At 70.7% G+C, this 24,365-nt stretch carries 30 protein-coding genes and 3 pseudogenes; 20 read left to right on the top strand and 13 right to left on the bottom strand.

Annotated elements, in window-relative coordinates; translation table 11 throughout:
* Nucleotides 1-155: 155 nt before the first annotated feature.
* Together CUC05_RS06725 and CUC05_RS24540 are read left to right on the top strand one after the other, a co-directional pair.
* Nucleotides 156-2,438 carry a RecQ family ATP-dependent DNA helicase gene (locus CUC05_RS06725; protein WP_108665421.1) on the top strand — a complete coding sequence of 761 codons (2,283 nt, stop codon included), beginning with the start codon at nucleotides 156-158 and terminating at the stop codon, nucleotides 2,436-2,438.
* A 25-nt stretch (nucleotides 2,439-2,463) separates the two neighbouring features.
* Nucleotides 2,464-2,874 (top strand): VOC family protein, encoded by a 411-nt coding sequence (locus CUC05_RS24540; RefSeq protein ID WP_157965293.1) that lies wholly within the window; start codon nucleotides 2,464-2,466, stop codon nucleotides 2,872-2,874.
* A gap of 61 nt (nucleotides 2,875-2,935) precedes the next feature.
* Here the strand turns inward: CUC05_RS24540 and CUC05_RS06735 are convergent, their stop codons facing one another.
* Nucleotides 2,936-3,655: a DUF937 domain-containing protein gene (locus tag CUC05_RS06735; RefSeq protein WP_108665422.1), complete on the bottom strand. Its 720-nt coding sequence runs from the start codon at nucleotides 3,653-3,655 to the stop codon at nucleotides 2,936-2,938.
* Between the two features lie 193 nt (nucleotides 3,656-3,848).
* Nucleotides 3,849-4,031: pseudogene (locus CUC05_RS25825) on the bottom strand (MBL fold metallo-hydrolase); the annotation flags it as partial.
* A gap of 65 nt (nucleotides 4,032-4,096) precedes the next feature.
* On the opposite strand from CUC05_RS25825, the gene CUC05_RS06745 reads away from it, so the two are divergent.
* The 3 genes from CUC05_RS06745 (at nucleotide 4,097) to CUC05_RS06750 (ending at nucleotide 6,739) form a co-directional block, all read left to right on the top strand.
* Nucleotides 4,097-5,620, top strand: coding sequence for a recombinase family protein (locus CUC05_RS06745; RefSeq protein WP_108665303.1), 1,524 nt, complete (start codon nucleotides 4,097-4,099; stop codon nucleotides 5,618-5,620).
* A 193-nt stretch (nucleotides 5,621-5,813) separates the two neighbouring features.
* Nucleotides 5,814-6,518: a ZIP family metal transporter gene (locus CUC05_RS24545; protein ID WP_157965294.1), complete on the top strand. Its 705-nt coding sequence runs from the start codon at nucleotides 5,814-5,816 to the stop codon at nucleotides 6,516-6,518.
* Nucleotides 6,464-6,739, top strand: coding sequence for a M23 family metallopeptidase (locus CUC05_RS06750; protein WP_157965295.1), 276 nt, complete (start codon nucleotides 6,464-6,466; stop codon nucleotides 6,737-6,739). The genes CUC05_RS24545 and CUC05_RS06750 overlap by 55 nt, the downstream gene beginning before the upstream one ends.
* Nucleotides 6,740-6,953: 214 nt before the next feature.
* On the opposite strand, the gene CUC05_RS06755 is transcribed toward CUC05_RS06750, so the two are convergent.
* The 3 genes from CUC05_RS06755 to CUC05_RS06765 all read right to left on the bottom strand — a co-directional run bounded on the left by CUC05_RS06755 (nucleotide 6,954) and on the right by CUC05_RS06765 (nucleotide 9,143).
* Complete coding sequence (locus CUC05_RS06755) at nucleotides 6,954-7,730, bottom strand: cytochrome c biogenesis CcdA family protein (protein WP_108665305.1); 777 nt, start codon at nucleotides 7,728-7,730, stop codon at nucleotides 6,954-6,956.
* Nucleotides 7,731-7,806: 76 nt separating this feature from the next.
* Complete coding sequence (locus tag CUC05_RS06760) at nucleotides 7,807-8,727, bottom strand: M48 family metalloprotease (protein WP_157965296.1); 921 nt, start codon at nucleotides 8,725-8,727, stop codon at nucleotides 7,807-7,809.
* Nucleotides 8,728-8,750: 23 nt separating this feature from the next.
* Nucleotides 8,751-9,143, bottom strand: a complete 393-nt coding sequence (locus tag CUC05_RS06765; RefSeq protein ID WP_108665423.1) for a BlaI/MecI/CopY family transcriptional regulator — start codon at nucleotides 9,141-9,143, stop codon at nucleotides 8,751-8,753.
* A 115-nt stretch (nucleotides 9,144-9,258) separates the two neighbouring features.
* On the opposite strand from CUC05_RS06765, the gene CUC05_RS06770 reads away from it, so the two are divergent.
* The 3 genes from CUC05_RS06770 to CUC05_RS06780 are packed head-to-tail and all read left to right on the top strand — an operon-like array spanning nucleotide 9,259 to nucleotide 10,963.
* Nucleotides 9,259-9,987 (top strand): WD40/YVTN/BNR-like repeat-containing protein, encoded by a 729-nt coding sequence (locus CUC05_RS06770; protein ID WP_157965297.1) that lies wholly within the window; start codon nucleotides 9,259-9,261, stop codon nucleotides 9,985-9,987.
* Entirely contained in the window at nucleotides 9,963-10,433 is a 471-nt protein-coding gene (locus tag CUC05_RS06775; RefSeq protein ID WP_108665308.1) for a hypothetical protein, read from the top strand. The genes CUC05_RS06770 and CUC05_RS06775 overlap by 25 nt, the downstream gene beginning before the upstream one ends.
* Entirely contained in the window at nucleotides 10,430-10,963 is a 534-nt protein-coding gene (locus tag CUC05_RS06780; protein WP_108665309.1) for a hypothetical protein, read from the top strand. Before CUC05_RS06775 ends, CUC05_RS06780 begins: the two co-directional genes overlap by 4 nt.
* A 3-nt stretch (nucleotides 10,964-10,966) precedes the next feature.
* Here the strand turns inward: CUC05_RS06780 and CUC05_RS06785 are convergent, their stop codons facing one another.
* Nucleotides 10,967-11,503, bottom strand: a complete 537-nt coding sequence (locus CUC05_RS06785; protein ID WP_108665310.1) for a c-type cytochrome — start codon at nucleotides 11,501-11,503, stop codon at nucleotides 10,967-10,969.
* Nucleotides 11,504-11,615: 112 nt separating this feature from the next.
* Here CUC05_RS06785 and CUC05_RS06790 point away from each other — a divergent pair, with 112 nt between their 5' ends.
* From CUC05_RS06790 to CUC05_RS06840, 11 genes and pseudogenes are all read left to right on the top strand, one after another.
* Nucleotides 11,616-12,266, top strand: coding sequence for an ABC transporter ATP-binding protein (locus CUC05_RS06790; RefSeq protein WP_108665311.1), 651 nt, complete (start codon nucleotides 11,616-11,618; stop codon nucleotides 12,264-12,266).
* Nucleotides 12,259-12,909, top strand: coding sequence for a heme exporter protein CcmB (locus CUC05_RS06795; RefSeq protein WP_157965298.1), 651 nt, complete (start codon nucleotides 12,259-12,261; stop codon nucleotides 12,907-12,909). The genes CUC05_RS06790 and CUC05_RS06795 overlap by 8 nt, the downstream gene beginning before the upstream one ends.
* Nucleotides 12,906-13,634 carry a cytochrome c biogenesis protein CcsA gene (gene ccsA / locus CUC05_RS06800; protein ID WP_108665313.1) on the top strand — a complete coding sequence of 243 codons (729 nt, stop codon included), beginning with the start codon at nucleotides 12,906-12,908 and terminating at the stop codon, nucleotides 13,632-13,634. The genes CUC05_RS06795 and ccsA overlap by 4 nt, the downstream gene beginning before the upstream one ends.
* A 91-nt stretch (nucleotides 13,635-13,725) precedes the next feature.
* Nucleotides 13,726-14,124: a cytochrome c maturation protein CcmE gene (locus tag CUC05_RS06805; protein WP_108665314.1), complete on the top strand. Its 399-nt coding sequence runs from the start codon at nucleotides 13,726-13,728 to the stop codon at nucleotides 14,122-14,124.
* Nucleotides 14,121-16,115: a heme lyase CcmF/NrfE family subunit gene (locus tag CUC05_RS06810; protein ID WP_108665315.1), complete on the top strand. Its 1,995-nt coding sequence runs from the start codon at nucleotides 14,121-14,123 to the stop codon at nucleotides 16,113-16,115. Before CUC05_RS06805 ends, CUC05_RS06810 begins: the two co-directional genes overlap by 4 nt.
* Nucleotides 16,112-16,717, top strand: a complete 606-nt coding sequence (locus CUC05_RS06815; protein ID WP_108665316.1) for a TlpA family protein disulfide reductase — start codon at nucleotides 16,112-16,114, stop codon at nucleotides 16,715-16,717. The genes CUC05_RS06810 and CUC05_RS06815 overlap by 4 nt, the downstream gene beginning before the upstream one ends.
* Nucleotides 16,714-17,874 carry a cytochrome c-type biogenesis protein CcmH gene (locus CUC05_RS06820; protein WP_108665317.1) on the top strand — a complete coding sequence of 387 codons (1,161 nt, stop codon included), beginning with the start codon at nucleotides 16,714-16,716 and terminating at the stop codon, nucleotides 17,872-17,874. Before CUC05_RS06815 ends, CUC05_RS06820 begins: the two co-directional genes overlap by 4 nt.
* The gene (locus tag CUC05_RS06825; protein ID WP_108665318.1) at nucleotides 17,871-18,284 is read left to right on the top strand and encodes a cupredoxin domain-containing protein; all 414 of its coding nucleotides are present in this window, start codon (nucleotides 17,871-17,873) and stop codon (nucleotides 18,282-18,284) included. The genes CUC05_RS06820 and CUC05_RS06825 overlap by 4 nt, the downstream gene beginning before the upstream one ends.
* 99 nt (nucleotides 18,285-18,383) lie before the next feature.
* The gene (locus CUC05_RS06830) at nucleotides 18,384-18,662 is read left to right on the top strand and encodes a hypothetical protein (protein ID WP_157965299.1); all 279 of its coding nucleotides are present in this window, start codon (nucleotides 18,384-18,386) and stop codon (nucleotides 18,660-18,662) included.
* A gap of 12 nt (nucleotides 18,663-18,674) precedes the next feature.
* Nucleotides 18,675-18,965, top strand: a pseudogene (locus CUC05_RS06835) (TlpA family protein disulfide reductase); the annotation flags it as partial.
* Between the two features lie 173 nt (nucleotides 18,966-19,138).
* Nucleotides 19,139-19,756: a ferric reductase-like transmembrane domain-containing protein gene (locus CUC05_RS06840; RefSeq protein WP_108665321.1), complete on the top strand. Its 618-nt coding sequence runs from the start codon at nucleotides 19,139-19,141 to the stop codon at nucleotides 19,754-19,756.
* Nucleotides 19,757-19,765: 9 nt separating this feature from the next.
* Here CUC05_RS06840 and CUC05_RS06845 read toward each other — a convergent pair whose 3' ends face one another.
* Together CUC05_RS06845 and CUC05_RS06850 are read right to left on the bottom strand one after the other, a co-directional pair.
* A complete protein-coding gene (locus tag CUC05_RS06845; protein ID WP_157965300.1) occupies nucleotides 19,766-19,939 on the bottom strand; it encodes a hypothetical protein in 174 nt (57 codons plus the stop codon).
* Between the two features lie 105 nt (nucleotides 19,940-20,044).
* Nucleotides 20,045-20,638, bottom strand: a complete 594-nt coding sequence (locus tag CUC05_RS06850; RefSeq protein WP_157965301.1) for a cytochrome c biogenesis protein CcdA — start codon at nucleotides 20,636-20,638, stop codon at nucleotides 20,045-20,047.
* 219 nt (nucleotides 20,639-20,857) lie between these two features.
* On the opposite strand from CUC05_RS06850, the gene CUC05_RS06855 reads away from it, so the two are divergent.
* Complete coding sequence (locus CUC05_RS06855; protein WP_108665324.1) at nucleotides 20,858-21,148, top strand: hypothetical protein; 291 nt, start codon at nucleotides 20,858-20,860, stop codon at nucleotides 21,146-21,148.
* 146 nt (nucleotides 21,149-21,294) lie between these two features.
* On the opposite strand, the gene CUC05_RS06860 is transcribed toward CUC05_RS06855, so the two are convergent.
* From CUC05_RS06860 to CUC05_RS06880, 5 genes and pseudogenes are all read right to left on the bottom strand, one after another.
* Entirely contained in the window at nucleotides 21,295-22,629 is a 1,335-nt protein-coding gene (locus tag CUC05_RS06860) for an APC family permease (protein ID WP_108665325.1), read from the bottom strand.
* Nucleotides 22,626-22,859, bottom strand: coding sequence for a metal-sensing transcriptional repressor (locus CUC05_RS26070; protein WP_108665326.1), 234 nt, complete (start codon nucleotides 22,857-22,859; stop codon nucleotides 22,626-22,628). The genes CUC05_RS06860 and CUC05_RS26070 overlap by 4 nt, the downstream gene beginning before the upstream one ends.
* A gap of 35 nt (nucleotides 22,860-22,894) precedes the next feature.
* Nucleotides 22,895-23,164, bottom strand: a complete 270-nt coding sequence (locus CUC05_RS06870) for an SHOCT domain-containing protein (RefSeq protein WP_205712170.1) — start codon at nucleotides 23,162-23,164, stop codon at nucleotides 22,895-22,897.
* A 296-nt stretch (nucleotides 23,165-23,460) separates the two neighbouring features.
* Nucleotides 23,461-23,760, bottom strand: a pseudogene (locus CUC05_RS26075) (heavy metal translocating P-type ATPase); the annotation flags it as partial.
* Nucleotides 23,761-23,765: 5 nt separating this feature from the next.
* Nucleotides 23,766-24,281, bottom strand: a complete 516-nt coding sequence (locus CUC05_RS06880; protein WP_157965302.1) for a response regulator — start codon at nucleotides 24,279-24,281, stop codon at nucleotides 23,766-23,768.
* Nucleotides 24,282-24,365 lie beyond the last annotated feature (84 nt).

A 24,365-nucleotide genomic window follows, 5' to 3' on the forward strand; every position in this document is an offset into this window, starting at 1 on the left:
CTCTCCTGCGCTGGGGCCCGTCGACCGGGCACGCCTCCCCGGCCCGGACGGGTCGGAGGTCCGCGTGGAACCAGCCCCACTTCGCGGACGTGCCCATCCTAGCTGTGGACGGATCCGCCGCAGCGATGTCACGGGTGTCTGCGAGGGTGGTGTCCATGTCAGACGACACGTCCCTGCCGCCAGCCCCACCGCCACCCGAGGAACCACCCGAGGAGGAGTGGGAGGACTCGTGGAGCCCCGACGAGGAGACCCCGTCCCGGGCGACGGCGCCCGTGGCGCGACCGGTCGTGCCGGATGGCCCACGTCGCGTGGAGGGCGACGTCGACGCCGACGCGATCGGCGAGCAGGCGCAGGCGCTGATCGAGCAGCTCGCCGGGCCCGACGCGACGGTCCGGCCCGACCAGCTGACGGCGATCATCGCCCTGCTCGAGGGCCGACGAGCGCTCGTCGTCCAGCGCACCGGCTGGGGCAAGACCGCCGTCTACCTGCTGGCCACCGCCCTGGCCCGGCGGCGCGGTGACGGCCCGACCCTGCTGGTGTCGCCGCTGCTCGCCCTGATGCGCGACCAGCTGCTGGCCGCCGAACGGGTGGGTGTGCGGGCGGCGACGATCAACAGCGCCAACATCGACAAGTGGGGCGAGGTCGAACGGGCGGTCACCTCCGACGAGGTCGACCTGCTGCTGATCAGCCCCGAACGTCTCAACCACCCGGGGTTCCGCGAACGGGTGTGGCCGTTCCTCGCGGCCCGGGTCGGCATGGTCGTGGTCGACGAGGCGCACTGCATCTCCGACTGGGGCCACGACTTCCGGCCCGACTACCGGCGGATCAAGGACGTCCTGGCCGACCTCGGCGGTGCCGGTGTCCTCGCCACGACGGCGACCGCCAACGACCGGGTCGTCGACGACGTCACCGCACAGCTGGGGGAGGGGACCGTCATCCTGCGGGGCGGGCTGGACCGCTCGTCGCTGCACCTCGCCGTGCACGACCTCGACGACGACGAACGGCTGGCGTGGATGGCCGGCTGGATCCCGACCGTCGAGGGCTCGGGCATCGTCTACTGCCTGACGGTGGCCGACACCGAGCTGGTTGCGGAGTTCCTGCGGGCCGAGGGCATCGACGCGGTCGCCTACTCCTCGTCGCTGGACAACGACGCCCGTGAGCAGCTCGAGGCGGACCTGAAGGCCGACCGGGTCAAGGCCGTGGTGGCCACGTCGGCGCTGGGCATGGGCTTCGACAAGGCCGACCTGACCTTCGTGGTCCACCACGGGCTGCCGTCCTCGCCCGTCGCCTACTACCAGGCGATCGGCCGCGCCGGCCGAGGGGTGGACCGGGCCGACGTGGTGGCGCTGCCCGGCCACGACGACGACGCGGTGTGGGCCTACTTCGCGTCGGCCTCGATGCCCCGCCAGAAGCTGGTCGACCAGATCCTCGAGACGTTGTCGGTCGGGGCCTCGACGTCGGTCGCCGCGCTGGAGACGTCGGTCAACGCCGGTCGAGGACGGCTCGACGCCGCGCTGCGGATCCTCGACGTCGACGGCGCCGTCGAACGCGTCAAGGGTGGCTGGACGGCGACCGGGAAGGGGTGGCAGCCCGACGAGGAGCGCATCGACCGGGTCGCCCGAGCCCGCGACCTCGAGGCGGACGCCATGCGGACCTACGCCGGGCTGGCGGCGAAGGGCGAGTGCCTGATGCACCTCCTGCTGGACCACCTCGACGACCCGTCGGTCAGCGAGGACCCGTCGTGGCGCTGCGGGCGCTGCCAGGGCTGCGACCCGACCCTGCCGTCCGCCACGTTCGCGGCCGACGCCGCCACAATCACCCGCGCCCTGGCGTTCCTCCGCAGCCGCGACGTGATCGTCGAACCCCGGCGCATGTGGCCCACCGGCCTGTCGGACCGCAAGGGCAGGATCAAGGGCCTCCAGGCCGAGGAGGGGCGGGCGCTGGCCCGCGGTTCCGACCCGGGCTGGCGTGACGTCGTCGAGGTCCTGCTGCGGCGTGGCGCCGACCGGGCCGACCCCGCGGTGGAAGAGGCGCTCGAGGAGGCCGTCGACGGCCTCTTCGCCGTCCTCAAGCGGTGGCGCTGGGAGGCCCGTCCGACCTGGGTGACCTGGGTGCCGTCACGCGGTCGCCCGTGGCTGCCCGAGACGCTGGCCGAGCGGATCGCCACCGCCGGGCGGATGGAGCTCGTCGACGCCGTCAGGAGGACCGGGGTCGACACGCCACCGCAGGAACGGATGGGCAACTCCGCCCACGCCGCCTCCAACGCCATCGCGGGCCTGACCGTGGATCCCGCGGCGGTCCGCGCCGCACCGGCTGGCCCCTGCCTGCTGGTCGACGACATCCGGACCAGCGGGTGGACCCTCACCGTCGTCACCGACCTGCTGGCACAGGCCGGCGCCGACGCCGTCCTGCCCCTCGTCCTCAAGCGCGCGTACTGACCCTCGACATCCTGGAGGAGCCCCCGTGGCCAGCCTGATCAGCCACACCACCGTCAACACCCTCGACGCCTACACCCTGTCCTGCTGGTGGCGGGACCTGCTGGGCTGGACCGACGTGCCCGGCGACCCGAACGAACCGGGCCACGAGGAATGCATGATCGTCGACCCGGCGACGGGTCGGATGGTGCTGTTCATCGAGGTCGAGGAGCTGCAGCCCAGGGAGGGACGGTTCCACTTCGACCTGATGCCGACGGACCGCACCCGCGACGAGGAGATCCAGCGGGTGCTGGAGCTGGGCGCACGGCAGGTCGCCGACCGGCGCAACCCCGACGGGACCGGCTGGATGGTCCTGGCCGACCCGGACGGCAACCAGTTCTGCGTGATCCGCAGCGCCGAGGAACGCGCTGCAGCGGGCGACCCTCCGCTCGGCGGCTGACCCGCGATCCGGCCCGAGCTGATCCGGCCCGAGCTGATCCGGCCCGAGCTGATCCGGCGGGTCAGCGGCGGCCGAGGATCGAGCCGAGGATGTCGTCCAGCGGGCTTGCCTTCTTCTGCTTGTCCCGGATGCCGTCGAGCACGTCGTCCAGCACCCCGCCACCGCTGGAGGACCTCTCCTCCTTGCCGTCGCCGAGGACCGAACCGAGGATGTCGCCGATGCCGCCGCCGTCGCCGCGGTCCTGCTCGGGCGCGTCGCCACCGCCGAGGACCGAGCCGAGGATGTCGCCGAGCCCGCCGCCGCCACCGGTCGCCTGACCGGCTGCCCCGCCGCCGAGGACCGAGCCGAGGATGTCGCCGAGGCCACCGCCCCCGCCCGAGCCACCGCCGGTCATCTTCTTCTTCATGTAGGCCATCACGAGGGGTGCGAGCATCGGCATGAGCTTGCCGACCAGGTCACCCGAGCCGCCGCCCAGGAATCCCTGGAGGTCGTGCTCGACCGCGCCCCGCCGGTCGCCGAAGACGTGCCCGACGATCTTGTCGCCCTCCGCGGGGTCGACCCGGCGGACGGCATCGTCGGCATTGAGGAGGGACTCGTCGTGGTCCTGGCGCAGGGCAGACGCGAGCCCCAGCGCCCGAGCGGGATCACTGGCCTGTGCGGTCAGCCCGGCGAGCAGCGTCGGCAGCGCCGCCTCGGTCGCCTGCCGCGCCGTGTCCTCATCGGTGCCCAGGCGGGCGGCGATGTCGGACATCGACACGCTGGACAGGATCTCTTCGGTCATCGGGTTGGCCACGGTGGTGCTCCAGGGAGTTGGCGTCGGCCTCGTCACGAGGTCGAGGGGAGCCTACGCCCTCGGGGCTGCCCACCGGCCGGCCCAGCCGGGCGGTCACGATCGCGCCAGTCATCGGCCATGGACGACGCAGGCCCCGATCGCGCCGGTGGCCACCCGGCCCGGCCGGGCCACACCCGGCGGGCTACCAGCCGCGGTCGCGCCACTCCTGCAGGTGCGGTCGCTCGGTGCCCAGGGTCGTGTCGTCGCCGTGGCCCGGGTGGACCCACACCGCGTCGTCCAGCACGAACAGCTTGCCCTCCAGCGAGTCCATGATCCGTCCGAACGCCTCGCTGCTGCCGAAGGTGTTGCCCGGGCCACCCGGGAATGCGGGGGGAAATTCCCTCCCTAGAAGTGCTATCTTGAGACCATGAGAGCAGGTTGGGTACGGTCATGAAAGCGGGTCTCTACGCCCGCATCTCCCAGGACGAGCACGGCACCGAGAAGGGGGTGCAGCGTCAGCTCGAAGACGCCCGTGCCCTCGCTGAAGCGCGTGGCTGGGAGGTGGTGGGGGAGTGGGCGGACAACGACGTCAGCGCCTACTCCGGAGCGAGACGGCCTGGCTACCAGGCACTCATGGACTCAGCGGCCGCGGGAGAGTTCGACCGGATCGTGGTCTACATGACCTCCCGGCTGTGGCGGTCACGTCGGGAGCGAGCCGAGGCGATGGACCTGCTCGCGGACCGGCGGATCTCCGTGGCGGCGGTGTCGGGTCCCGAGCTGGAGCTGGCCAGCGCCTCGGGCCGGATGGTGGCGGGCATCCTGGGCGAGTTCGACACCGCCGAGTCGGCGATCAAGGGTGAGCGTGTGGCGCGTGCGGCGCTGCAGCGCGCGCAGGAGGGTCGTGCGTCGGGGCCGGTCCTGTACGGCTGGCGTCGCGAGCCCGTGCTCGACGATGAAGGACGGCAGGTGTCGTTCCGCGATGTCGAGGATGAGGACCAGGCCGATATCGTCCGCGAGTTGGTGGACCGCATCATCGCCGGTGAGTCGATGAAGGGGATCGGGGAGGACTTCAACCGACGAGGCGTCCCCGTGCCGTCGGGCCGGGCCGGAGTGAAGTGGCGCGCGGGGACGGTCCGCAAGCTCGCGCTTCGACCGGCCAACATCGCCAAGCGGGTCCACCATGGGCTCAAGCGGGATCGGCTCGGCCGTCGGGCGCCCCGCCACAGCGGCCCGTGCGTCGATGCGTGCATCATCGGCGATGCAGCCTGGCCGCCGATCATCGAGCAGGAGCGCCACCGCGAGGTTGTCGCCCTGCTGACCAACAAGTCGCGCCGCACCACCATCGCCACCAACAACCGGGTGCATCTGCTGACCTACGGCATCGGGCGGTGTGGCATCTGCGGGGCGGACCTGCGGGTCAAGTCGTGGCGCTACCACCGCAAGCGGACCGGCCAGACAGTGCAGCGGACGCTCTACACCTGCGAGGCCAAGGGCTGCACCAGCCGCGACGAGCCATCGGTCGACGATCTGATAGGGCAGGTCGTCGTCGCCCGCTTGGGTGCGCCGGATGCGGCCCTGCCTGACCTGACGGCCGCCGGTCGGCGAACAGGTGCGGACGACCACCGGCGGATCGCCGAGGATTTGCGCCGCCGGCTCGACGCTGCCGCCGTCGACTACGCCGACGGCCTCATCGATCGGTTGCAGCTCCGTGAGATCTCCGCTCGGCTGCGGCCGCGACTCGAGAACGCCGAGCGCAAGGCGACCCGCACCTACGCGACACCCGATCCGAAGCCGCTGCGCGACCTGCTGACGAGTGCCAGCATCCAGACGGCTTGGGCACAGCTTGACGTGCGCGGGCGGCGGCGGGTGCTCGAGGTCCTTAACCTCTCGGTGTCGCTCATGCCGACCCGGCAGGGCCCCGGCTTCGAGCCGACCGACGTCGTGATCGAGTGGGCTCCCTCCAGCCACGACTAGGGCTGAGTTTCTCAGGGGAGCGCCCGGGTACGGACCGGGGGTGGATCGACGTCCTCCTCCTGGCGCTGTTGCCGGCCGCCGGCAACATCACGGGTGGCCTCGTCGCCGAGATCACCCCCCGTCGGACCGTTGGCGCAACCGGGCCTTGCACGCCGCGGCCGGTGTGGTCTTCGCCGTCGTAGCCGTGGAAATCATGCCGAGAGCCGTCGATGTCGTGGCCGGGTGGCTGCTCGCCCTCGCGTTCCTTGGCGGTGGCGGCCTCTACCTGCTGGCGCAGCGACTCATCCAGGCCCGCGCGAAGGGCTCCGGGCGGATGTGGATGATCTACCTGGCCATCGCGTCCGATCTGTTCAGCGACGGGCTTCCCATCGGGGCTGGTGCGTCGCTGGGCGGCGGGCTCGGGTTGGTGCTCGCGGTCGGTCAGGTGCTGGCCGACGTGCCCGAGGGGGCGGCGTCGACGATGACCTTCCGGGGCAACGATGTCCCACGATCCCGACGCCTGTTGCTGTCGGTGGCAACGGTTGTGCCGGTGTTGGTCGGGGCGGCGCTGTCGTTCCTGGTCCTGCGTGGACGTCCGGAGCGGTGGCAGCTGACTGCGCTGGTCCGCCGCGTGGCTGCCGAGCAGGCGGCCGTCCGTGCGGCGCTGGCGGCAGCGGATCAGGCAGCTGAGCCGCAACTCATCGGTCGCCAGGCGGTGGTGGCCGGGGGACAGGAGGCCTGGCCCCCGGTCATGGCGTGCCCCCTCGGACCGCCGAACGGCTTCTCGTCATCGTGGGGCGCGCCACGATCCGGCGGTCGCAGCCACGAAGGGGTGGACATGTTCGCGGCCCGGGGGACCCCGTGGTGGCGGCCGGCGCCGGCACCGTCCGAGTCGGACGCAACGGCTCGGGCGGATTGACGGTCAACCTGCATGACGTGGCGGGCAACCGGTACTACTACGCCCACCTCGACAGCGTCGGCGTGCTGGACGGGCAAGCGGTCGAGGCGGGTCAGATCCTCGGTGGTGCAGGTACGTCCGGAAACGCCGCAGGTACGCCGCCGCACCTCCACTGGCAGGTCCACCCCGGTGGCGGCGGACCGGTCGATCCGTTCCCGCTCCCCAACGCGCTCTGCAGGTGACGGGCAGGACGGTCGTGCCGGCGTCGCGACTGGATGGTCGGCAGTGATCGGCCCCCAGGTTGTCGTGCGGACACTATCAGGGCTGCAGGCCCCGTCAGGCACTGACCAACACGGTCGAGCTGCGGTGGCCACCCACGCCTGACATGAGCAGCGGCGACACCCCCGTGGTCGTGGTCGACACCGCTCTCCCGGCGCTCGTGTGGACTGCCGACGATCAGATCGGGGGCCAGCCAAACCGGCTGAACAGGCTGGTGAGGGGAGCGAAGAAGCGAAGCCACTGATTCGTGAGGAGCAGGATGCCCATGGTCACCATGACGGCGGCGCCGGCCAACTCCACCGCTCTGGCGTGTCGACGGAGCCAGGTAACGATGGGGTCGAGCTGTGAGGCTGCGACGGCGAGACCGATGAAGGGCAGCCCCAACCCGGCCGAGTAGACGGCCAGCAGCGCCGCCCCTTGCCCGACGGAGCCGTTGCTGGCGGCCAGGGTGAGGATGCCGGCCAGCACCGGGCCAATGCACGGCACCCATCCGATCGCGAAGGCCATCCCCAAGGGAACCGCTCCGGCAGGGCCGGGCCGGACCCGCGACAGGTCGAACCGGTACTCCCGCATGAGCACCGGCACGCGCACCACACCGGCCAGCACCAGCCCCATGACGATGATGACGACACCGCCCACTTGTGAGAGCACGATGCGGTTGGTGAGCAGCACGGTGCTCATCGCCGACGCGCCCGCGCCGAGGGCGGTGAAGACCACACCGAAACCGGTGACGAACAGCAGAGCGCTGGACAGCGCACGGGGCCGAGCTGTCCGCCGTTGCACCACCGTTGCGGTCGAGGCTGCGGTGGTGGCCCGTCCTGAACGATCCGGGGCGTCCTGGCCGGTGCTGCTGATGTAGGCCACGTAGCCCGGCATCAGCGGCAGGCAGCACGGCGAGGTGAAGGACAGCACTCCGGCCGCGAACGAAAGTCCAGCCATCGTCATCAGCTCCATGCTGGGTCCTTCCGCGCCTCATTCCGCAACGTCCCTTGTCTGCTACGTCCAGTAGTAGCATGTTGGGCTGCTGGATCTACAGCGAGCAGAAGTTCGGTTCGAGGAGGAGGACGGCATCTGCGGCATCCACCGCCCCGAGGACCAGCATCGCGGCCATGAGCGTCGTGGCCGCGCCCAGGATGGCGCGGTCGCGCCAGGATGCGGTGGGGCTGGGCGCAACCAGACGCTGCACCCGCCAGACCGCATCGCCGGACGCCCCCAATCCGTGTCCGGGCCTGGCCGCGAGGGCGACCTGACCCAGGGTCACGCCGACGAGTCGGGGGCCGTGTCGGCGCACCGCCGCATCATCGGCCAGCGCCTCGAGGTGCCGCCCGATGCAGTCGCTGGCGTGACGGACGAACGGCAGCGGTGCGAGCCCTGCGCCCAGAAACTGTGTGACGGCATCCAACAGGCCGTGCCGACCGCGCTGGTGGGACTGTTCGTGCGCCAGGACGACGCTGCGCTCAGTGGCGTCGGCGTCGGCCCAGAACACGGCGTCGACCGCGACCACGGGGCGGAGCAGTCCCACGGTGACCGCCGGTGTCCCAAGATCATCGACGACGGCGACCCGCCTCGGCCGATGGGTGGCCCCGACAACATCCGCCGTCACCGCCGTCACCGCTGGGGCCGTGCGGACACGCCGGAGGAGCCGGCGCGAGCCGATGAGGTCCTTCGCAACGCACCACAGGCCCCGGCCGGGCAGCAGCACGACCCAGGCGAGCAGCAGCGACGACTGCCACCACCCGAGTCCCCCGGTCAGCAGGTCGCGCAGCACTGTGCCGCAGGCGGCCACAAGGGTGCCCGCCGGGCCCGCTGCGTCGGCGATGGCCTGTACGACCAGTCCCAGCGAGCCGACCCACACGGCGGCGGTCGAGAGCAGCAGCATCGTGACGGCGGCGCGTGGTGCCCGTGCCTCGAGGTCACGGCAGGGCCGCCAGGCAAGCATTGTCAGGCCCATGGCCGTGAGCATGGCCGCGTGGATCACGCCGATCCCCCGCTTTGCGGTTCCGGGGCGCCGCCGAGCAGGCGGCGCAGCGCTGCAGCCTCGTCCGGATCGAGATCGGCGACGAAGTGCAGCAGGGCCGCGGTCCGGTTGCCCGCGACCGACAGCGCGTCGGCCATCGTGGCGGCCGCGTGAGCCTCACGCGTCGACGACGGCTTGTAGGTCCATGCCCGTCCGGCCCGACGCCGCCGGAGCAACCCTTTGTCGTGCAGTCGGTTCATGACGGTCATCACCGTGGTGTAGGCGAGATCGTCCTCGAGCCTGGACAGCACGTCACGAACCTGCAGGTACTGACCCGCGTCGTCCCAAGCCACCCGCATGATCTTGGCCTCGAGCGAACCGAGTTCCGGGGAATCCGCGCCAGCAGCCATGCACGGGCCTCCTCTCGTACGGGTGAACAACAGTGAACGTGGCGTCCCAGACTACAGTGTGAATGTGAACCCTAGGACGTGTAGTACAACCGTCGCTGACCGTCCAGGTCGTTCGATGCGCCGCAGCGTGATTGGCCTCCTGCTCGGCGCGCTGTACCGCAGCGAGGACCAGGGGGCCTCATGGGATCTGGCTGGCCTGGAAGGACAGGACGCGATGTCGCTGGGGGCGCAGGATCCTGACGGGCTGCTGTTCGTGGCCGGTCATGAGGTGCTGCAGCGCAGTCGTGATGGCGGTGCCACGTTCGAGCCGCTCGCGCCGCCGGACCTTCCGTCGCTGGACATCCACGCGTTCGCGCAGTCCGCCAGCGATCCGGAGACGGTGTATGCGTTCGTGGTCGGCTTCGGCGTGTTCGTCAGCACCGACGCGGGTGAGACGTGGGAGGCCCGGGCCGGGGCCGGCCAGACGGTCGGCGCGGACACCTTCGCGCTGTTGGTCGACCCCGAGGACCCCGACGTGGTCCTGGCGGGTGGCGGGCAGAGCGGGCTGGCGCGCTCCGCCGATGGCGCCCGGACCTTCACCGTGGTCGACGAGGCGGGCGTGGGCTCGTTGACCGCCGACCCGGATGACCCCGATCGGGTGGTCGCCCTGACCAGCGTGGGGGTGCAGGAGAGCATGGACGGCGGGCAGACGTGGTCCATGGTGGGCCCGCCAGACGTCGCTGGACAGCCGGTGACGATCGCCGCCGGCACCCAGGGCCGTATCTGGCTGGTCGCCGAGGAGCCCCGGCAGCTGTACGTGAGCACCGACGGCGGGTCCACGTGGCAGACCGCACCGCCGGCCTGACCGGCGACGCCGATCCGCCTGTCCGCCGCGCAGCCGGGGCAACGGCGTCGGTCGCCGTCGTGCTGGCCATCGCCGTCGCCGGCGTGGTGGCCTACCTGACCTCGTCGGCACATGGACTGCACGATCCGGTCCACGCGCTGCAGCAGTTCGACCTGTTCTACCTCGACCAGCCCGCGCCGCTGGCTGAACAGCTCGGTCTGCAGCCCGGCCGGCCCGTCCTGGTCGTGGTTTGTGAGGACTGCCAGGCGCCGGACGTGGACGCGCAGGTCCGCGTCACCGACGACCCCGACGTCGCACGGCGCTACGGCCTGCTCACCGCGGAGGGCCGGATCGGTCCTGGCTACGCCGTGGTGGATGCCACGGGCACGTTGCGCTACCGGACGTTTGACCCCGCACCCGCCGCGCACTCCGAGGAGATCGCCGTGCTGCTGGACGCTGCCCGGTGAGGCACGCCATCACTGCCGTGGTGGTCGTGGCGGTCGAGAGCTACCTGTACTGGCGCTACCGGACTCTGGGTGCGGAGTTCCACTTCTGGCTGCACGGCCTGTTCGGCGGTGCCATCGGGGTGGCCACGACGACGGGCTGGGCGCTGCTCCGCCGGCGCCGCCCCGGCGCGGTGTGGGGGCCGGGCTTGGCCGGGCACGTCTACTCCGCCTTCCCCGACGCCCTCTTCCTGTCCGCGGGGATCCTCCACGCCCTGTGGATGGACGCCTTCGCCTTCCACATCGCCCTGCACCTGATCCCCGCACCGCTTGTCACGATGCTGGGCGTGTTCGCGCTGACCCTGTTGGCCTGGCTGTCGGCGTCGTTGGACCGCCCCCGCACGGCGGTCGCTGCGCTCGTCCTCGCGGTCGGGGTGACGACGGTCGCGCTGCTGGTCGCACCGGCCATCCCCACCACGGTCGAGCAGATCCGCGATGCGCCGGAGATCGCGCTGCTCTGCCCGCTTCGCGAGGTCGATGTCGCCTCGTGGTGATGCTCAGCCGTCGTCGGCGCAGACCTGCTGGGTGGTCTGCCGCTGCGATGCCAGCTGGTCGGGCGTCCACCAGGTGGTGATGTAGGCCAGCACCGCTCGGCGGTCCTCGGCGTCGAGGTCGTCGGCGAAGGCGGGCATCGTGGGGGTGCCCTCGGGAAGGCCGGGACGATCGGGCAGGCCCTCGGCGATGATGTCGAGCAGCTCGCATTCGGCGTGGTGCCAGGTGTGGCCCTGGGCGTTGTGTCGTGGTGGGATGTCAGCGATCGCACCGCCCTGCGCCCCGCCGTGGCAGCTCATGCAGTTGGCTGCATAGATGGCCTCCCCCCGCTGGACCGCCGCGGCCTCCGCGCCGCTGGGCCCGCCGTCGGGGGTGGCGCATCCGGTCAGCACGACGACGAGGACGACTTCGGGGGCCTCGGTCAGGCTGGCGCCTTGCGATGGATCAGTGGTGGCGAGGAAGGAGTGCGCTGACGCCGGCCCCGCAAGCACCGCCAGGAAGGCGAAGGTGAGCGCCAACACACCTGCGGAACTCCGGCGCATCTGCTTCTCCTGTCCGGTCGATCTGGTCACAATCCCATTCGGCTTCGGCACCACAGGCTACGACGCTGCATAGTGGACGGTGCCACCGACGTGCGTCGGCAGGCGCCCCACCATGACCATCACCCCGTTCCTCTCCTCCGCCGCAGATGCCAGCCGTGCCGCCGCGTCACGCTGCGTGCTGGAACTGCAGGCCTGCCACCGGTCATACGGCGCGGTCCTGGCCCTGACCCCGATCACCCTGCGGGTGCAGCGCGGCGCGGTGTGCACCGTCACGGGTCCCAACGGGTCGGGCAAGACCACACTGCTGCGCATCGCCGCAGGGTTGCTGAAGCCGTCCGGAGGCGTGAGGACCGGTGGCGAGCCGGCGCTCTACGCCGCCGCAGGGGACGGGGCCAGAGCGACACAGACGGTCGGGCAGGCGGTGGCCGTCGCCGCGGCGCTGGGTGGAGGTGACGTCGAGGAGGCGATCGAGCTCGCCGGCCTGTCAGCCCTGCGCACGAGCACGGTCGGTGAGCTGTCGGCCGGCCAGCGGACACGGGTCACCCTTGCGACCGTGCTGGCCGGCACCCCGGCCATCGCCTGCCTCGACGAGCCTGATGCGCATCTGGACGCCGACGGACGACGCTGCGCGGCGGGGGTCGTCGACCACCTCGCCCGCCGTGGTGCTGCCGTCCTGATCGCAACCCATGACCGTCGCTGGCTCCAGGAGCGACAGGACGGTCATCTCGAGCTGTCCCCGTCGAGGGGTGAGCGTGGTGGCTGATGCCGGCAAGGTGCTGACCGTGTTCACGCGGGAGCTGGCAGTCGAGGCATCGGGCCGGCACCTGACCCGTGTCGCGGTCCCGTTCTCCCTCGCCGGCGTGCTGCTCGCCGGCCTGGCCTTCGGTCCGGCACCGTCGGTGCTGCAGGTGGTCGCCCCCGGCCTGCCCTGGCTGGTGGTGCTGCTCCTGGCCGCACCGTTGTCGCTCACCGTCGCGGTGGCCGAGCGCGAGGACGGCTGCTGGGACCTGCTGCGCAGCCTGGCCGGCCCAGGCCCGCTGCTGTGGGGGAAGCTGGCGGCGATGTGGGTGTGGCTGACGGCCACCTGGACCGCCGCAGCTGGTCTCAGCATCATCGTGATGGGTGCCGGGATGGCGCTGTCATCGGTGCCTGCTGCCGCGCTCGGCACCCTAGGCCTGTCGAGTGCCGTGGTCGTGTACGGCACCGCCGCCTCGGCAGCCGGCCGGACCGGCACGGGGCTGCTGACGGCGCTGGTCCTGCCGGCAGGGCTCCCGGCCCTCGTCGCGGGTACGCAGGCGAGCACGCCTGGCGTCGACGCCTCATCCTGGCTACTGCTGCTCCTGGCCTACGACCTTGCGGCCCTCGCCGTGGCGTGGGCCGTGTTCCCGACCCTGCTGGAGGAATGACCGTGCGCATCCGACCCACCACCGTCCTGGGTGCTGCCGCCGCGGCGGCCGGTGGCGCCGCCGCAGTCCTCGGCCTCCTGCTCGCCCCTCCCGATGTCGTGCAGGGGCAGCCGCAACGGCTGATGTACGTCCACGTGCCGGCGGCATGGGTGGCCTACCTGGCCTTCGCGGGGGTGCTGGCCGCGAGCGTCGCCTACCTGCTGCGCCGCGACCTGCGGTGGGACCGACATGCTCGGTCGGCTGCGGAGTTGGGCGTCGGGCTGACTGCGCTGGCGATCGTGCTGGGAAGCCTCTGGGGCCGACCGGTGTGGGGAGTGTGGTGGACGTGGGAGCCCCGGTTGATCACCACCGTCGTCCTGCTGGTGGTGTACGTGGGCTACCTGGGGGTGCGGGGGCTGTCGGCGGACCCCCATGCCAGCGCACGACGGGCGGCGGTCGTCGGGATCGCGGCCTTCGTCAACGTCCCGATCGTGCACTACTCGGTGGTGTGGTGGCGGACCCTGCACCAGCCACCGACCGTGCTGCGGCCGGGGGGTCCGGCCGACTCCATCGAGCCGATGATGCTAGCCGCGCTTCTGACCGCGGTGCTCGCCTTCACGCTTGCTGCGGTCTGGGTTCACCTCCGTCGCGTCGCGGTGCTCGCCCAGGACGACCCGGCCGTTCCCGCCGACGACGACATGCCACGACCACTGGAGCTGACCGTGACCGCGAGGACAAGCCGATGAGCGACGGATGGGGCTGGGTGGTGGTCGGCTACGTGCTGACCGTGCTGGTGTGGGCCGGCTACGCGTGGTGGAGCGGCCGGGGGTTGGACCGATGAGGCTGGCCCGACCGCGCACGCGGCTGCTGGTCGTCGCGGTCACCGCGCTCGCCGCGATCGGCCTGCTGGCCACGAGCGGACTGGACGACAGCCTGGTGTACTACCGGAGCCCGGCAGAGGCCGCGTCGCTCTCCGCAGCCGACGGACGCCTGCGCTTGGGCGGTCTGGTGCAGCCGGGCTCGGTCGTCCGCGACGGCGAGGCGGTCCGGTTCGTGCTGACCGACGGCGTCGCCGACGTGGACGTGGTGCACCTCGGTGATCCGCCCGGCGTGTTCCAGGAGGGCCAGGGCGCACTGGTCGAGGGTGCCTTCGACGGTGACGGGGCCTTCCGCTCCGACCTGCTGATCGTCAAGCACTCCAACGAGTACGAGGCCGCATCCGAGGCTCGCCCGTGAACAGCCTCCTCGGAACCGCCGCGCTGTCGCTCGGCTTCGTCACGTCGCTGGCTGCGACGGGATGGTGGGTGCTGAGCGTGCGCCGCCCCGAGCTCGCGCCGCGGGCGAAGCGCCTGACCGCGGTGATGGCCGTCGGGGCGGCGATGGCGTGCGCCGTGCTGGTGTGGGCGCTGGTCACCCACGACTTCAGCGTCCGCTACGTCGCGGAGAACGGCGCCCGCGCCGTGCCGCTCTACTACACCGTCATCAGCCTGTGGGCGGCGCTGGAGGGCTCGCTGCTGCTGTGGCTGCTGGTGCTGTCGGGCTATGCGGTGCTGGTGATGCGCCGCGTCCACCCCCGGGCGGCAGCGCTGCACCCCTGGGTGATGGCGGTCATCTGCGGCTCTGCCGTGTTCTTCTTCGGGTTGGCGCTGTTCGCCGGAAACGCCTTCCAGGTGGTCTCGCCCGTGCCCGCGGATGGTCCCGGTCCCAACCCGTTGCTGCAGGACCACCCGCTGATGGGTGTTCACCCACCGCTGCTGTATCTCGGCTACATCGGCCTGACGGTGCCGTTCGCATACGCCGTGGCGGCGCTGATCACAGGGCAGACGGGCAGAGGTTGGCTGGTTGTGACCCGCCGCTGGACGCTCACCGCGTGGACGTTCCTGACCGCGGGGATCATGCTCGGCGCCTGGTGGTCCTACGAGGTCCTCGGCTGGGGTGGCTACTGGGCGTGGGACCCGGTCGAGAACGCCTCGATCCTGCCGTGGTTCACCGCCACCGCGCTGCTGCACTCCGTCATGGTGCAGGAACGGCGGGCCACGCTGCGGGTGTGGAACCTCTCCCTGGCTGCCGCGACGTACCTGCTGGTCATCCTCGGCACCTTCCTGACACGAAGCGGCGTCGTCGCCAGCGTCCATGCATTCTCGCAGTCCGCGATCGGCCCGGCGCTGCTGGGCTTCTTCGCCTTCGTGCTGGTTAGCGTGGTCGCGCTGCTGATCTGGCGTTCCGACCGCCTCGGCCCCGTCGACCGGATCGACGCCGGCGCGTCGCGGGAGGCGGTGTTCCTGGGCAACAACGTCATCCTCGTCGGACTGGCCGTCACCGTGCTCATCGGCACCGTCTTCCCGCTGCTGGTGGAGGCCGTGAACGGAGAACGGGTGAGCGTCGGCGCGCCCTACTTCGACCGCATGGCGATCCCCCTCGCCCTCGCGATGCTCGTGCTCATGGGCGTCGGACCGCTGGTTCCTTGGGGGCTGGCTGACCCCCGAGCGCTCGCCCGGCGGCTGGCGGTGCCCTCCGCGCTCGGTCTGCTCACCATCGCCGCGCTCGGTCTGTCCGGCCGGAAGGGCGTCGCGCCGCTGGTCACCATCGGCGTCGGCGTCTTCGTGCTGGCCACGATCGTCGACCGAGTCGTGACCGGATGGCAGTCAACCCGGGCAACGACCGGTCAACCCAGCCTGCCGGCCCTCTGGACGACCCTCGCCCGCCGCCGCCGTCTGTACGGCGGCCTGCTGACCCACGCGGGCGTCGTGCTCGCCGCGGTGGCGATCGCGGCGTCGTCCAGCTACAGCATCGACGGACAGCAGACGCTGGCCATCGGCGAGTCCTTCGTCGTGGGTGACCACACCGTGACGTTGGAGGGCATCACGCCACAGCGCACCGAGCGCAAGATGACCATCAGCATCCAGGTGGCGATCGCCGACGGGGACCGCGCTCTCGGCGTCTACGAGCCCGCGCTGAGCTTCTACCCCGCGTCCGTGCAGGCCATCGGCACGCCGTCGGTGCGGACCGGGCTCGCCGAGGATGCGTACCTGCTGCTGTCATCGGTCAACGACGACCGCACCGAGGCCACGGTCCGGCTGATCATCAGCCCGCTGGTGCTGTGGCTGTGGGTCTCCGCAGGCGTCATGGTCACAGGCGCGGCGGTGGCAGCCTGGCCCGACCGGCGGCGTCGCCACGACGGTGCGGCGGTGGTCGATCAGCCAGCCGCGACGACGGTGGACGCATGACGTCGATGCTCCACACCTTCGGTGTCCACGATGCGGCCGACGATGATGCCCCGGACGAAAGGCCGCGATGGCGTCGTCGGTGGCCGCTGCTGATCGTCGTGGTGCTCGTCGCCCTCGGAGCCGTCGGCGTGCTCGGCACCGGGTTCGGACGAGATCCGACCGTGGTCGACACCGTGCTCATGGACCGACCTGCCCCGCCGCTGTCCGGTCCGACGCTCGAGGGTGGCACCGTCGACATCGCCGAGTTCGCCGGTCAGGTCGTGGTGGTGAACGTGTGGGCGTCGTGGTGCGTGCCGTGCCGCCGCGAGCACCCGCTGCTGGTGCGGGCTGCTGAGGTTCTGGAACCCTTCGGGGTGCAGTTCATCGGCATCAACACCCAGGACTCCGAAGACGACGCCCGCGCCTTCCTGGAGGAGCGAGGAGCCTTCGGCTATCCGAGCGTCCTGGATCCTGATGGCCGCTGGGCGGTCGAGTGGGGAACCTTCGGTGTTCCCGAGACGTTCGTCATCGACGCCGACGGACGGATCCGCGCCAAGAAGATCGGTGAGCTCACCGAGGGCTGGATCGTGGAGGCCGTCGGCCCGCTGGTGGACACCGGATGACACGTGCGCGCCCTTCTGCGACGGCCCTGCGGCGGCTGCTGACCGTCGGGGCGTTCGTCGCGCTTGCCGCTGGGTCGGCACTGGGGCTGTGGCAGGCGCTCGACGCACCACCCGGCACCCCCCAGCAGCAGGCGACGACCATCGCCACGGGCCTGCGCTGCCCCACGTGCCAGGGCCTATCGGTCGCAGACTCCGCGGCACCGATCGCGAACAGCATGCGCGAGATCATCGCCGAGCAGCTGGCCGACGGGCGCACGCCCGACGAAGTCCGCGGCTACTTCGTCGCCCGCTACGGCGAGTGGATCCTGCTGTCGCCGCGCACCGGCGGGCTCGGCTGGCTGGTGTGGTTCCTGCCCGTCGCGGCGGTCCTCGGCGGAACAGGCGCAGCGCTGTTGCAGACCAGGCGGCGTCCCACCGCGGTGTCCTCGGCGGACCTGGACCACGCTGTCGAGCTGGCCGACGGGTACGCCGCGGGTCGGTTGGCCCTGCCGCAGACGCCGGCGGGTGAGCGGCTCGAGGCGGCCCTCGAGCTCGCATCCGCGATCGCCGACGACCGTGAGGACGCGTCCACCGGTGCACACCGGAACGGGATGATCCGCATCGCAGCCGCGCTGGCAGCGCAGCGTCGCGAGGCGACCACGCCGGTCATGGCAGGCTCGCGAGCGACGGCGGTGGCGCCGGCGACGGACGACCGCGCCGCGGATGGTGTTGTGCGACGCCGTGGCATGTCGTGGGCCGGGGGTGCTGCTGCGTTCGCTGCCGTGCTCGTCGGCCTGCTGGCCTTCAACCTGGCACCCCGAGGCGTAGGCGACCTCCCGACGGGCAATCTCCCCGATGTCGACAGCGGACCCAGTGCGACCGCGGAGCTCGATGCGTTGCGCGCCAGCGTCGAGCAGGATCCGTCGAACATCGCAGCGCGCCTGGACCTGGCCTCACAGCTGTTGCAGGCGGGCGATGTCGGCGGCGCACAAGTCACAGCCCGAGCGGTTCTTGACCAGCAGCCTGATCACCCTGATGGGCTCCTGCTGCTGGGCCTGGCGCTGTTCACCGACGGCTCAGCGGTCGCGCCCCAGACGCTGCAGCGGTTCCTCGACGCCGCGCCCTCCGAGCACCCCGGCATCCCGCTCGCCCGATCGCTGCTGGATCCGCAGCAGTGACGGCCCCGCGCCAGGCGGTAGCGGGCGTCCTGCTGATCATGGTGAGCGCCTGCGGTCCGACAGGGACCATCGCCGGACCCGCCACCGTCGCCGCAACGCCGGCCGACCGCATCGACGTCGGCCTGACCGACTTCGCCATAGCCTCGTCGAGTGCCGTGGTCGTGGTGGGTACCGTCACGATCGACGTCACCAACGCAGGCGCCACCGCTCACGACCTGCGGATCGGTGGGGACGGCATCGACGAGCGCAGCGAGGTGCTGCCACCCGGCGGGACGACGACCCTCAGCATGGCGACCACCGAAGCGGATCGCCTGACGCTGTGGTGCACCCTGCCAGGCCACCGCCGACAGGGGATGGAGACCACGCTGTCGATCGGGAATCGCTCCCCGGGCGGCGCGGGCGCCTCTTGAGCCCGTTCGCCGCGCGGGTCCTGGCTCGTCCGGCACGCATGCGCGACTGCAGTGCTATCGTGTGTAGTAGTTCTGCGTCTGAGTAGGAGGGAGTTGTCGTTGGCCGTCAACCGTCGAGGACTGCGGCCGTCAGCGTCCATCGTCGCGATGGCGCTCATGGGGCTGCTCGCTGCCTGTGGCGGTGGTGATGTCACCGATGCAGACGCTGCCGGGAACGCCCCAGAGGTCGCTAGCGAACAGGGACCCGTCGGGGCTGACGACCAAGGTGAGGCGGCGCAGCTGCTGTCCTTCACCGCATCAACCGTCTATGGTGATCAGTTCGAGGGGGCGGGTCTGCTCCGCCAGGACATCGCCATCTGGTTCTGGGCTCCGTGGTGACCGGTCTGCAACCGGGAAGCTCCCGATGTCGCGCAGGTTGCGCGGCAGCTCGATCAAGACGTGACGTTCCTCGGCGTGGCCGGTCAGGACTCGTTGGACAACATGCAGGCGTTCATCGACGAGTACAGCCTGCCGATGACGAACATCGCCGACCCTGACGGACGCCTTTCCGCGGCGCACTTCGAGATCCTCGGTCACTCCTCGTGGATATTCATCGATGGTGAGACGGGGGAGGTGACGCGGCACGTCGGGCCGCTGTCGCGCGAGGCGCTCGAGGAACGAGTGCAGGCGCTCGCCGCCTGAGGGTCCGTTCCGTGCCGAAGCCGTAGTCGGAGCAGGAGAACTGCCGCACAGATCGGAGACCACATGGCCAAGAAGACGATGCGGATCTCGGTGGCCCGGCACACGGCGGTTGCCGTGCTGGGCCTCATGCTGATCGCGGTGTTCTGGGCTTCCCGCCCGCAGTGGATCCCGAGATGCGTTTGTGGAAGTCCGTCGGTGATGGCTCGCTGATCCTGCTGCTGGCCACGCTGGCGATCGGTCCGCTGGCGAAGCTCTGGCGCCCGGCGGGTCGCGCGATTGTTTGGCGTCGAGAAGCGGGCATCTGGTTCGCGGTCCTGGCGGCGGTGCACGCGATCCTGATCCTCAACGGCTGGGCTCGCTGGTCGCTGAGCCGCCTGTTCGGCTTCGAGTTCGTGGCCCAGCTCGGTCGTGAGGCACGGATGGAGCCCGGTTTCGGGCTCGCCAACCTCCTGGGCATCGTCGCGCTGGTGTGGGGACTGGCGCTCGCAGCCACCTCGACCGACGCTGCCGTCCGCCGTCTTGGACCGGCCTCGTGGAAGTGGCTGCACAGCGCAGCCCAGGTCGTCTTCTACCTCGTGCTGCTCCACGTCGGCTACTACCTGTTCCTGCACTACACGCTGTCGTTCCACCGGATGCCGCCGGAGCCAGACTGGTTCAGGATCCCCTTCGTTCTGCTCGGGCTGTGCGTGGTGGGGCTGCAGATGGCTGCGTTCGTCCACACGGTCCGACGTCGGAAGACGGCGCGGTCGTCCTCGCGTTCTTCGCGCGTCGCTGGCAAGGCAGCCTCCTGACGAGGGGCGCTAGACAGGGAAGATCTGGGCGAAGAAGTCGGCGAAGACCGCGAGGGCGATGAACCAGAGGCCGACGGCAATCAGCACGGCACCTCCCCACCGCTTGATCTTCGGAGCGGTCGCCTTGATCCGCTCGACGGTAAGTTCCTGCGCACGGGACACGGTGAACGCCGCGGTGAACATCAGCGCCAGGATCACGATCGCGGCGAGCCCGAAGGCCGTTGTGGCGACCCCGGAGCCACCGGTGACGAGAGCTTGCCCGGCCAGACCGGCCAGGATCGGCCCAGTTCACCCGAAGCCGGCGGCCAGGTAGAAGAAGCCGAACGCCGTGAACCCGGCGACGGGGTGCTGCCGCCGCAGCACGGCTTGCTTCTTGCTGAGATGCTTCGTGGCCCGCTCCACCGCCCGGAACGGCGAGTCCGCGAGGACACCGATCTGGACGAGGCCGAGCAGCACCAGGGCTGCGCCGACGACGACCCGCAGCGTGATGCCGACGGTGCTGGTGAACGTCACGCTCTCCGCCAGCGCACTTCCACCCAGACCGATCAACACTCCCAGCGCCAGAAGGAACAGCGCAGCGCCCCCAGCCATGGCTGCGGCGAACACCGCCGGGCGGTGCTCCTCGCGATCTTCTCCGCCGACCCGGCGGGACAGCAGCGTGACCAGCAGCGGGAAGGAGCACGGCGCGAAGAACGATGCGATGCCTGCGCCCGCGGCCAGCACCAGCAGGCCAGCGCCCTCCAGTGCGGGAAGATCGAACCGGGGGTACAGCTCGTAGCCCGCGTATCCCGCCAGCGCCACCACGAGTAACCCTGCCGTCAAGAGCGCATAGCGGGACCACGAACTCCTCTCACCCGTCTCCGTGCCTTCTCGATCCGTCATGTGGCACACCGTAGACATTCCAGTCGACTGAAGGTCAAGCGGCGACCACGCCGGTGCTAGTGTGCGCCGGAGACGTCCGCCCAGCGGGCGAGGGTCCTCAGACGGGTTTAGCTGGCACGGACATGCCTGGAGCGATGTGCGAACAAGAGACCGTCCCGAGGGTCTGTTCGCGATGCTGTCCCGCGTTCTGGCCGTGATGGTTCTGGCGGTGCTAGCCGCTTGCGCGCAGACCGCGCCGGTCACCGTCGATCTGGCAGTGCTCGCCGATCACAGGAGGCCTGGCACGGTCGTCTGGTCGAGGTCAGCGGCGTCGTCGAGACCTACCCGGACCCTCGTCACTACTGGGTCGAGGACGAGGCCGTGAACCGCGTCGAGCTGTGGCCCCCCCGGGGGTGGAGCGATCTGGTCGGACAGACCGTGACCGTCCGCGGACGCTTCACGTTCGTGGAGGGGGAGGGTCGCAGGATCCACGTCGAGGAGGTCAGGACCCAGGACACCGGTGGGACCTGACCTACCCGCCGTCGGTCCTCCCAGCGGGAACCTGAACGGCGTTCTGCGGCGTGCAGGGCCGTGACGAGGCTGGCGTGCGCACTACCGTCACGCTGCTGAACCGACCGGGACCGGGGCCGGGCCGGACGGTCGGGTTCGGGGTCGTGTCAGGTGTCGCCCTTGGTGGGCTCTGTCCAGCGAGGGCTGTCCCGCAGGCGTGTGAGGAACACCCGTTCGCCGAGGAAGACCAGTCCCATCCCGACGAGGCCTATCAGGACGATTGCCGGGTCGGTGGTGGTCTTCATGACCAGGAACGTGGCGAGCACGACAACGTCCAGGCCGATCGCGGTCAGCAGCACCCACGTCTTGGCGTTCACTTCCTCTCGCAGGTGGCGCAGCACGCCGACGTGGACGGTCAGGTCCATGGTCAGGTACAGGATCGCCCCGAGGGAGGCGATGCGGCTGAGGTCGAACAGCATCGTCAGGGCGGCGGCGATCACCACCGTGTAGATGAGCGTGTGGGTCTGGATGGTGCCGGGCAGACCGAGGTGGCGGTGCGGCACCAGCCGCATGTCGCTGAGCATGGCCAGCATCCTCGAGACCGCGAAGATGCTGGCGAGGATCCCCGATGCCGTGGCGATCACCGCGATAGCCACGGTGAACCAGACGCCGAGGCTCCCCAGGGCTGGTCGGGCCGCCTCGGCGAGCGCGAAGTCCTTGGCCGCCACCAGCTGGTCCAGCGGCAGGGAAGCCCTCAGTGCGGCGACGACAGCGAGGTAGACAACCAGACACACGGCCAACGAGATCACGATCGCCCGGCCCACGTTGCGATGGGGGTCGATGACCTCGCCGCCGCTGTTGGTGATCGTCGTGAACCCCTTGAACGCGAGGATGGCCAGCGCAACGCCGGCCAGGAACCCGCCCGGTCCGGCGGCACCAGGTCCGGCGCCGCTGGCGGCGGCAGCAGACCAGCCCGACGCCCACAACGCCGCGCCGGCGAACAGCAGGATCCCGGCGACCTTCACGATCGCGGTGACCTTCGACACCCGGTCGATCAGCTGGTTGCCGGCGACGTTGACGGCGAAGGCGGCGGCGATCAGCGCCACCCCGAGTCCCGGCACCAGCAGACTGTCCGCACCGACGTCGAACGGCTGCACCAGGTAGGTCCCGAACGTTCGGGCCACGAGGCTCTCGTTGATCACCATCGACAGGGCCATCAACAGCGCGGCCCAGCCGGTGAGCGTGGTGTCGCCATAGGCCTTGTGCAGGATCATGCCGATGCCGCCGGCCGACGGGAAGGTGGAGGACACGCGGATGTAGGAGTAGGCGGAGAAGCCGCTGATCACCGCGGCGAGCACGAACGCCGCCGGGAACCACTGCCCGGCGAGCTCGGCGACCTGGCCGGTGAGGGCGAAGATGCCAGCACCGATCATCACGCCGGTGCCCATGGCGACGGTGCCAGACAACGTCAGGCTTGCCTGCTCATAGCGCGGAGAACTCAAGGAAAGGACCTCGCGATTCGGTCGATACCGGTTCGAGCAGTAGACCGCGCAGTCGGACCGCAGGACCCGCGGATCCGCAGCAGCCTCGTCAACGCGGTGTGCAGACGGGTGAGCGCATCCGGTCGAACCTGCTCGGGGTCGCCCGTCACCGTCGGGTCCACCATCCGCTGGATCCCGCGGACCTGGCCCTCCACGCGTCCAAGCCGCCGTCGCATCTCCCCACGATCCATGGTTGCTTGCCTCCAGACCCGAGTCGGTTCGGGTTTCAGGTCAGCTGCTCGAGGCGTTCGCGGTACTCTTCGGTGTCGATCTCCCCTCGGGCATACCGCTCCTGGAGCAGGTCCCGGGCACGGCTTCGCGCATCACCGTCACGTCCGCGCAGCACGACCCACACGGCGCCGGCGATGATGGCGACCCAGGACAGCATCATCAGCGTGCCCCACAGCCACATCCAGCCGCCACCCCAGCCGGACATGTGATCCCACCAGCCGCCGGCCTGGGCCAGCAGGGTGTTGGTTGCAGTGATCAGTGTCATCATCGTCAACTCCTCATCGTGATCGGAACGTGGGCCTCCGGGTCTGTCGCCATCGCGGCGCGCGCCGCGTCCGAATCGCCGGCGCCACCGCCGACCTCCACATCGGGCTGGACCGGCGCGGCAGCAGGCGCGCCCTGGGTGAGCGCGCCAGTCTTGCCCAGGATGATGGCGTCCAGCCGCTGCGCGGTCTCCAACGCCTCGGCGGAGCGGATCAGGATGCCTGTGGTGCGCCCTCCTGGGTGCCTACCATCATCGAGAGCGGCGCGGCCAGCCCCAGCTGGGCCGAACTCCCCATGGCGGTCTGGGGTCATCTCTATAGTTGTGCGGACGTGGGCGGGTAGCAAGGCGTTGATCCCGAAATCGCTGAAGACCACCCGGGACATGCAGTCCCCCGCCTCCTGCCAGTCGAAGGCAAGCCGCAGCGGCACCCCCTGCTGCATCTCGATCCGATCAGGGGCGTAGCCGCCCTCGATGGTGAGGGTGACCTCTTGGACGCCGCCACGCAACGTGGCGCGGCTGGCGTCCGGGCTGGCGAAGAAGAACCGCAGCAGCCCGGTGCTGCGAGCCACCGCGCCGAGCAGGATGATGACATCCATGCGCGTCACAGCCCACCACCTCCTATGGGGACGTCCGCCGATTGGACAGTGTCTGCTGACAGGGCGGCTGGCCTCACCGACGTGTTGGGCGGGCAGGGAACGTGGCGGCAGCCCAGTGCCGCCCGCATCGCCGCGCTGAGCTCCTCAGCGATGCGCTCGCGACACACCCACCCGCCGGCGCCACGGGCGAGTGCTCGCACGCGGTAGGCCTCATCGGGCTCCGGACCCACCACGATCACCCGGTCGGGTGCGAAGGCCTCCACGGCGGCCTTGCAGCAGATCGGCAGGTCGGCGTCGTCCACCACGACCAGTTCGGGCCGGGTGCGGGCGATCGCGTCCGCCAGCAGTTCCTCGCCGCGCGGCTGGACCACGCTCCAGCAGCCGTGCTCCGTGGTGAGGAGCTCCTCGCTCCAGCGGCGCATCGTCGGGTGGCGCAGCGCCACCAGGACCACCGGGGCCAAGTCGCACACCGGGCACTCCGCGTCCCCTCCGAGCCGGAGAACACTGCTGATGGGGTCCATGTGCACAAGACTGACGTGCCTCACCGCTGCGGGCATCGGAGTGGACTACCGATCCTCGCGCGCGGAAGGCTACGCACTCGACAC

It is taken from the genome of Euzebya rosea, from assembly GCF_003073135.1.
Taxonomy (GTDB): domain Bacteria; phylum Actinomycetota; class Nitriliruptoria; order Euzebyales; family Euzebyaceae; genus Euzebya; species Euzebya rosea.

Coding starts and splice junctions, on each gene's coding strand:
- CUC05_RS06805 (WP_108665314.1), top strand. CDS start 13,726: ATGAGGCTGGCCCGACCGCGCACGCGGCTGCTGGTCGTCGCGGTCACC.
- CUC05_RS26070 (WP_108665326.1), bottom strand. CDS start 22,859: ATGGATCGTGGGGAGATGCGACGGCGGCTTGGACGCGTGGAGGGCCAG.
- CUC05_RS06765 (WP_108665423.1), bottom strand. CDS start 9,143: ATGGCTGCTGGCGCGGATTCCCCGGAACTCGGTTCGCTCGAGGCCAAG.
- CUC05_RS06815 (WP_108665316.1), top strand. CDS start 16,112: ATGACGTCGATGCTCCACACCTTCGGTGTCCACGATGCGGCCGACGAT.
- CUC05_RS06820 (WP_108665317.1), top strand. CDS start 16,714: ATGACACGTGCGCGCCCTTCTGCGACGGCCCTGCGGCGGCTGCTGACC.
- CUC05_RS06735 (WP_108665422.1), bottom strand. CDS start 3,655: ATGACCGAAGAGATCCTGTCCAGCGTGTCGATGTCCGACATCGCCGCC.
- CUC05_RS24545 (WP_157965294.1), top strand. CDS start 5,814: ATGCCGAGAGCCGTCGATGTCGTGGCCGGGTGGCTGCTCGCCCTCGCG.
- ccsA (WP_108665313.1), top strand. CDS start 12,906: ATGACCGTGCGCATCCGACCCACCACCGTCCTGGGTGCTGCCGCCGCG.
- CUC05_RS06790 (WP_108665311.1), top strand. CDS start 11,616: ATGACCATCACCCCGTTCCTCTCCTCCGCCGCAGATGCCAGCCGTGCC.
- CUC05_RS06880 (WP_157965302.1), bottom strand. CDS start 24,281: ATGGACCCCATCAGCAGTGTTCTCCGGCTCGGAGGGGACGCGGAGTGC.
- CUC05_RS06755 (WP_108665305.1), bottom strand. CDS start 7,730: ATGGAGCTGATGACGATGGCTGGACTTTCGTTCGCGGCCGGAGTGCTG.
- CUC05_RS06785 (WP_108665310.1), bottom strand. CDS start 11,503: ATGCGCCGGAGTTCCGCAGGTGTGTTGGCGCTCACCTTCGCCTTCCTG.
- CUC05_RS06840 (WP_108665321.1), top strand. CDS start 19,139: ATGCGTTTGTGGAAGTCCGTCGGTGATGGCTCGCTGATCCTGCTGCTG.
- CUC05_RS06745 (WP_108665303.1), top strand. CDS start 4,097: ATGAAAGCGGGTCTCTACGCCCGCATCTCCCAGGACGAGCACGGCACC.
- CUC05_RS06760 (WP_157965296.1), bottom strand. CDS start 8,727: ATGGGCCTGACAATGCTTGCCTGGCGGCCCTGCCGTGACCTCGAGGCA.
- CUC05_RS06770 (WP_157965297.1), top strand. CDS start 9,259: ATGCGCCGCAGCGTGATTGGCCTCCTGCTCGGCGCGCTGTACCGCAGC.
- CUC05_RS06725 (WP_108665421.1), top strand. CDS start 156: ATGTCAGACGACACGTCCCTGCCGCCAGCCCCACCGCCACCCGAGGAA.
- CUC05_RS06870 (WP_205712170.1), bottom strand. CDS start 23,164: ATGACACTGATCACTGCAACCAACACCCTGCTGGCCCAGGCCGGCGGC.
- CUC05_RS06845 (WP_157965300.1), bottom strand. CDS start 19,939: ATGTTCACCGCGGCGTTCACCGTGTCCCGTGCGCAGGAACTTACCGTC.
- CUC05_RS06850 (WP_157965301.1), bottom strand. CDS start 20,638: ATGACGGATCGAGAAGGCACGGAGACGGGTGAGAGGAGTTCGTGGTCC.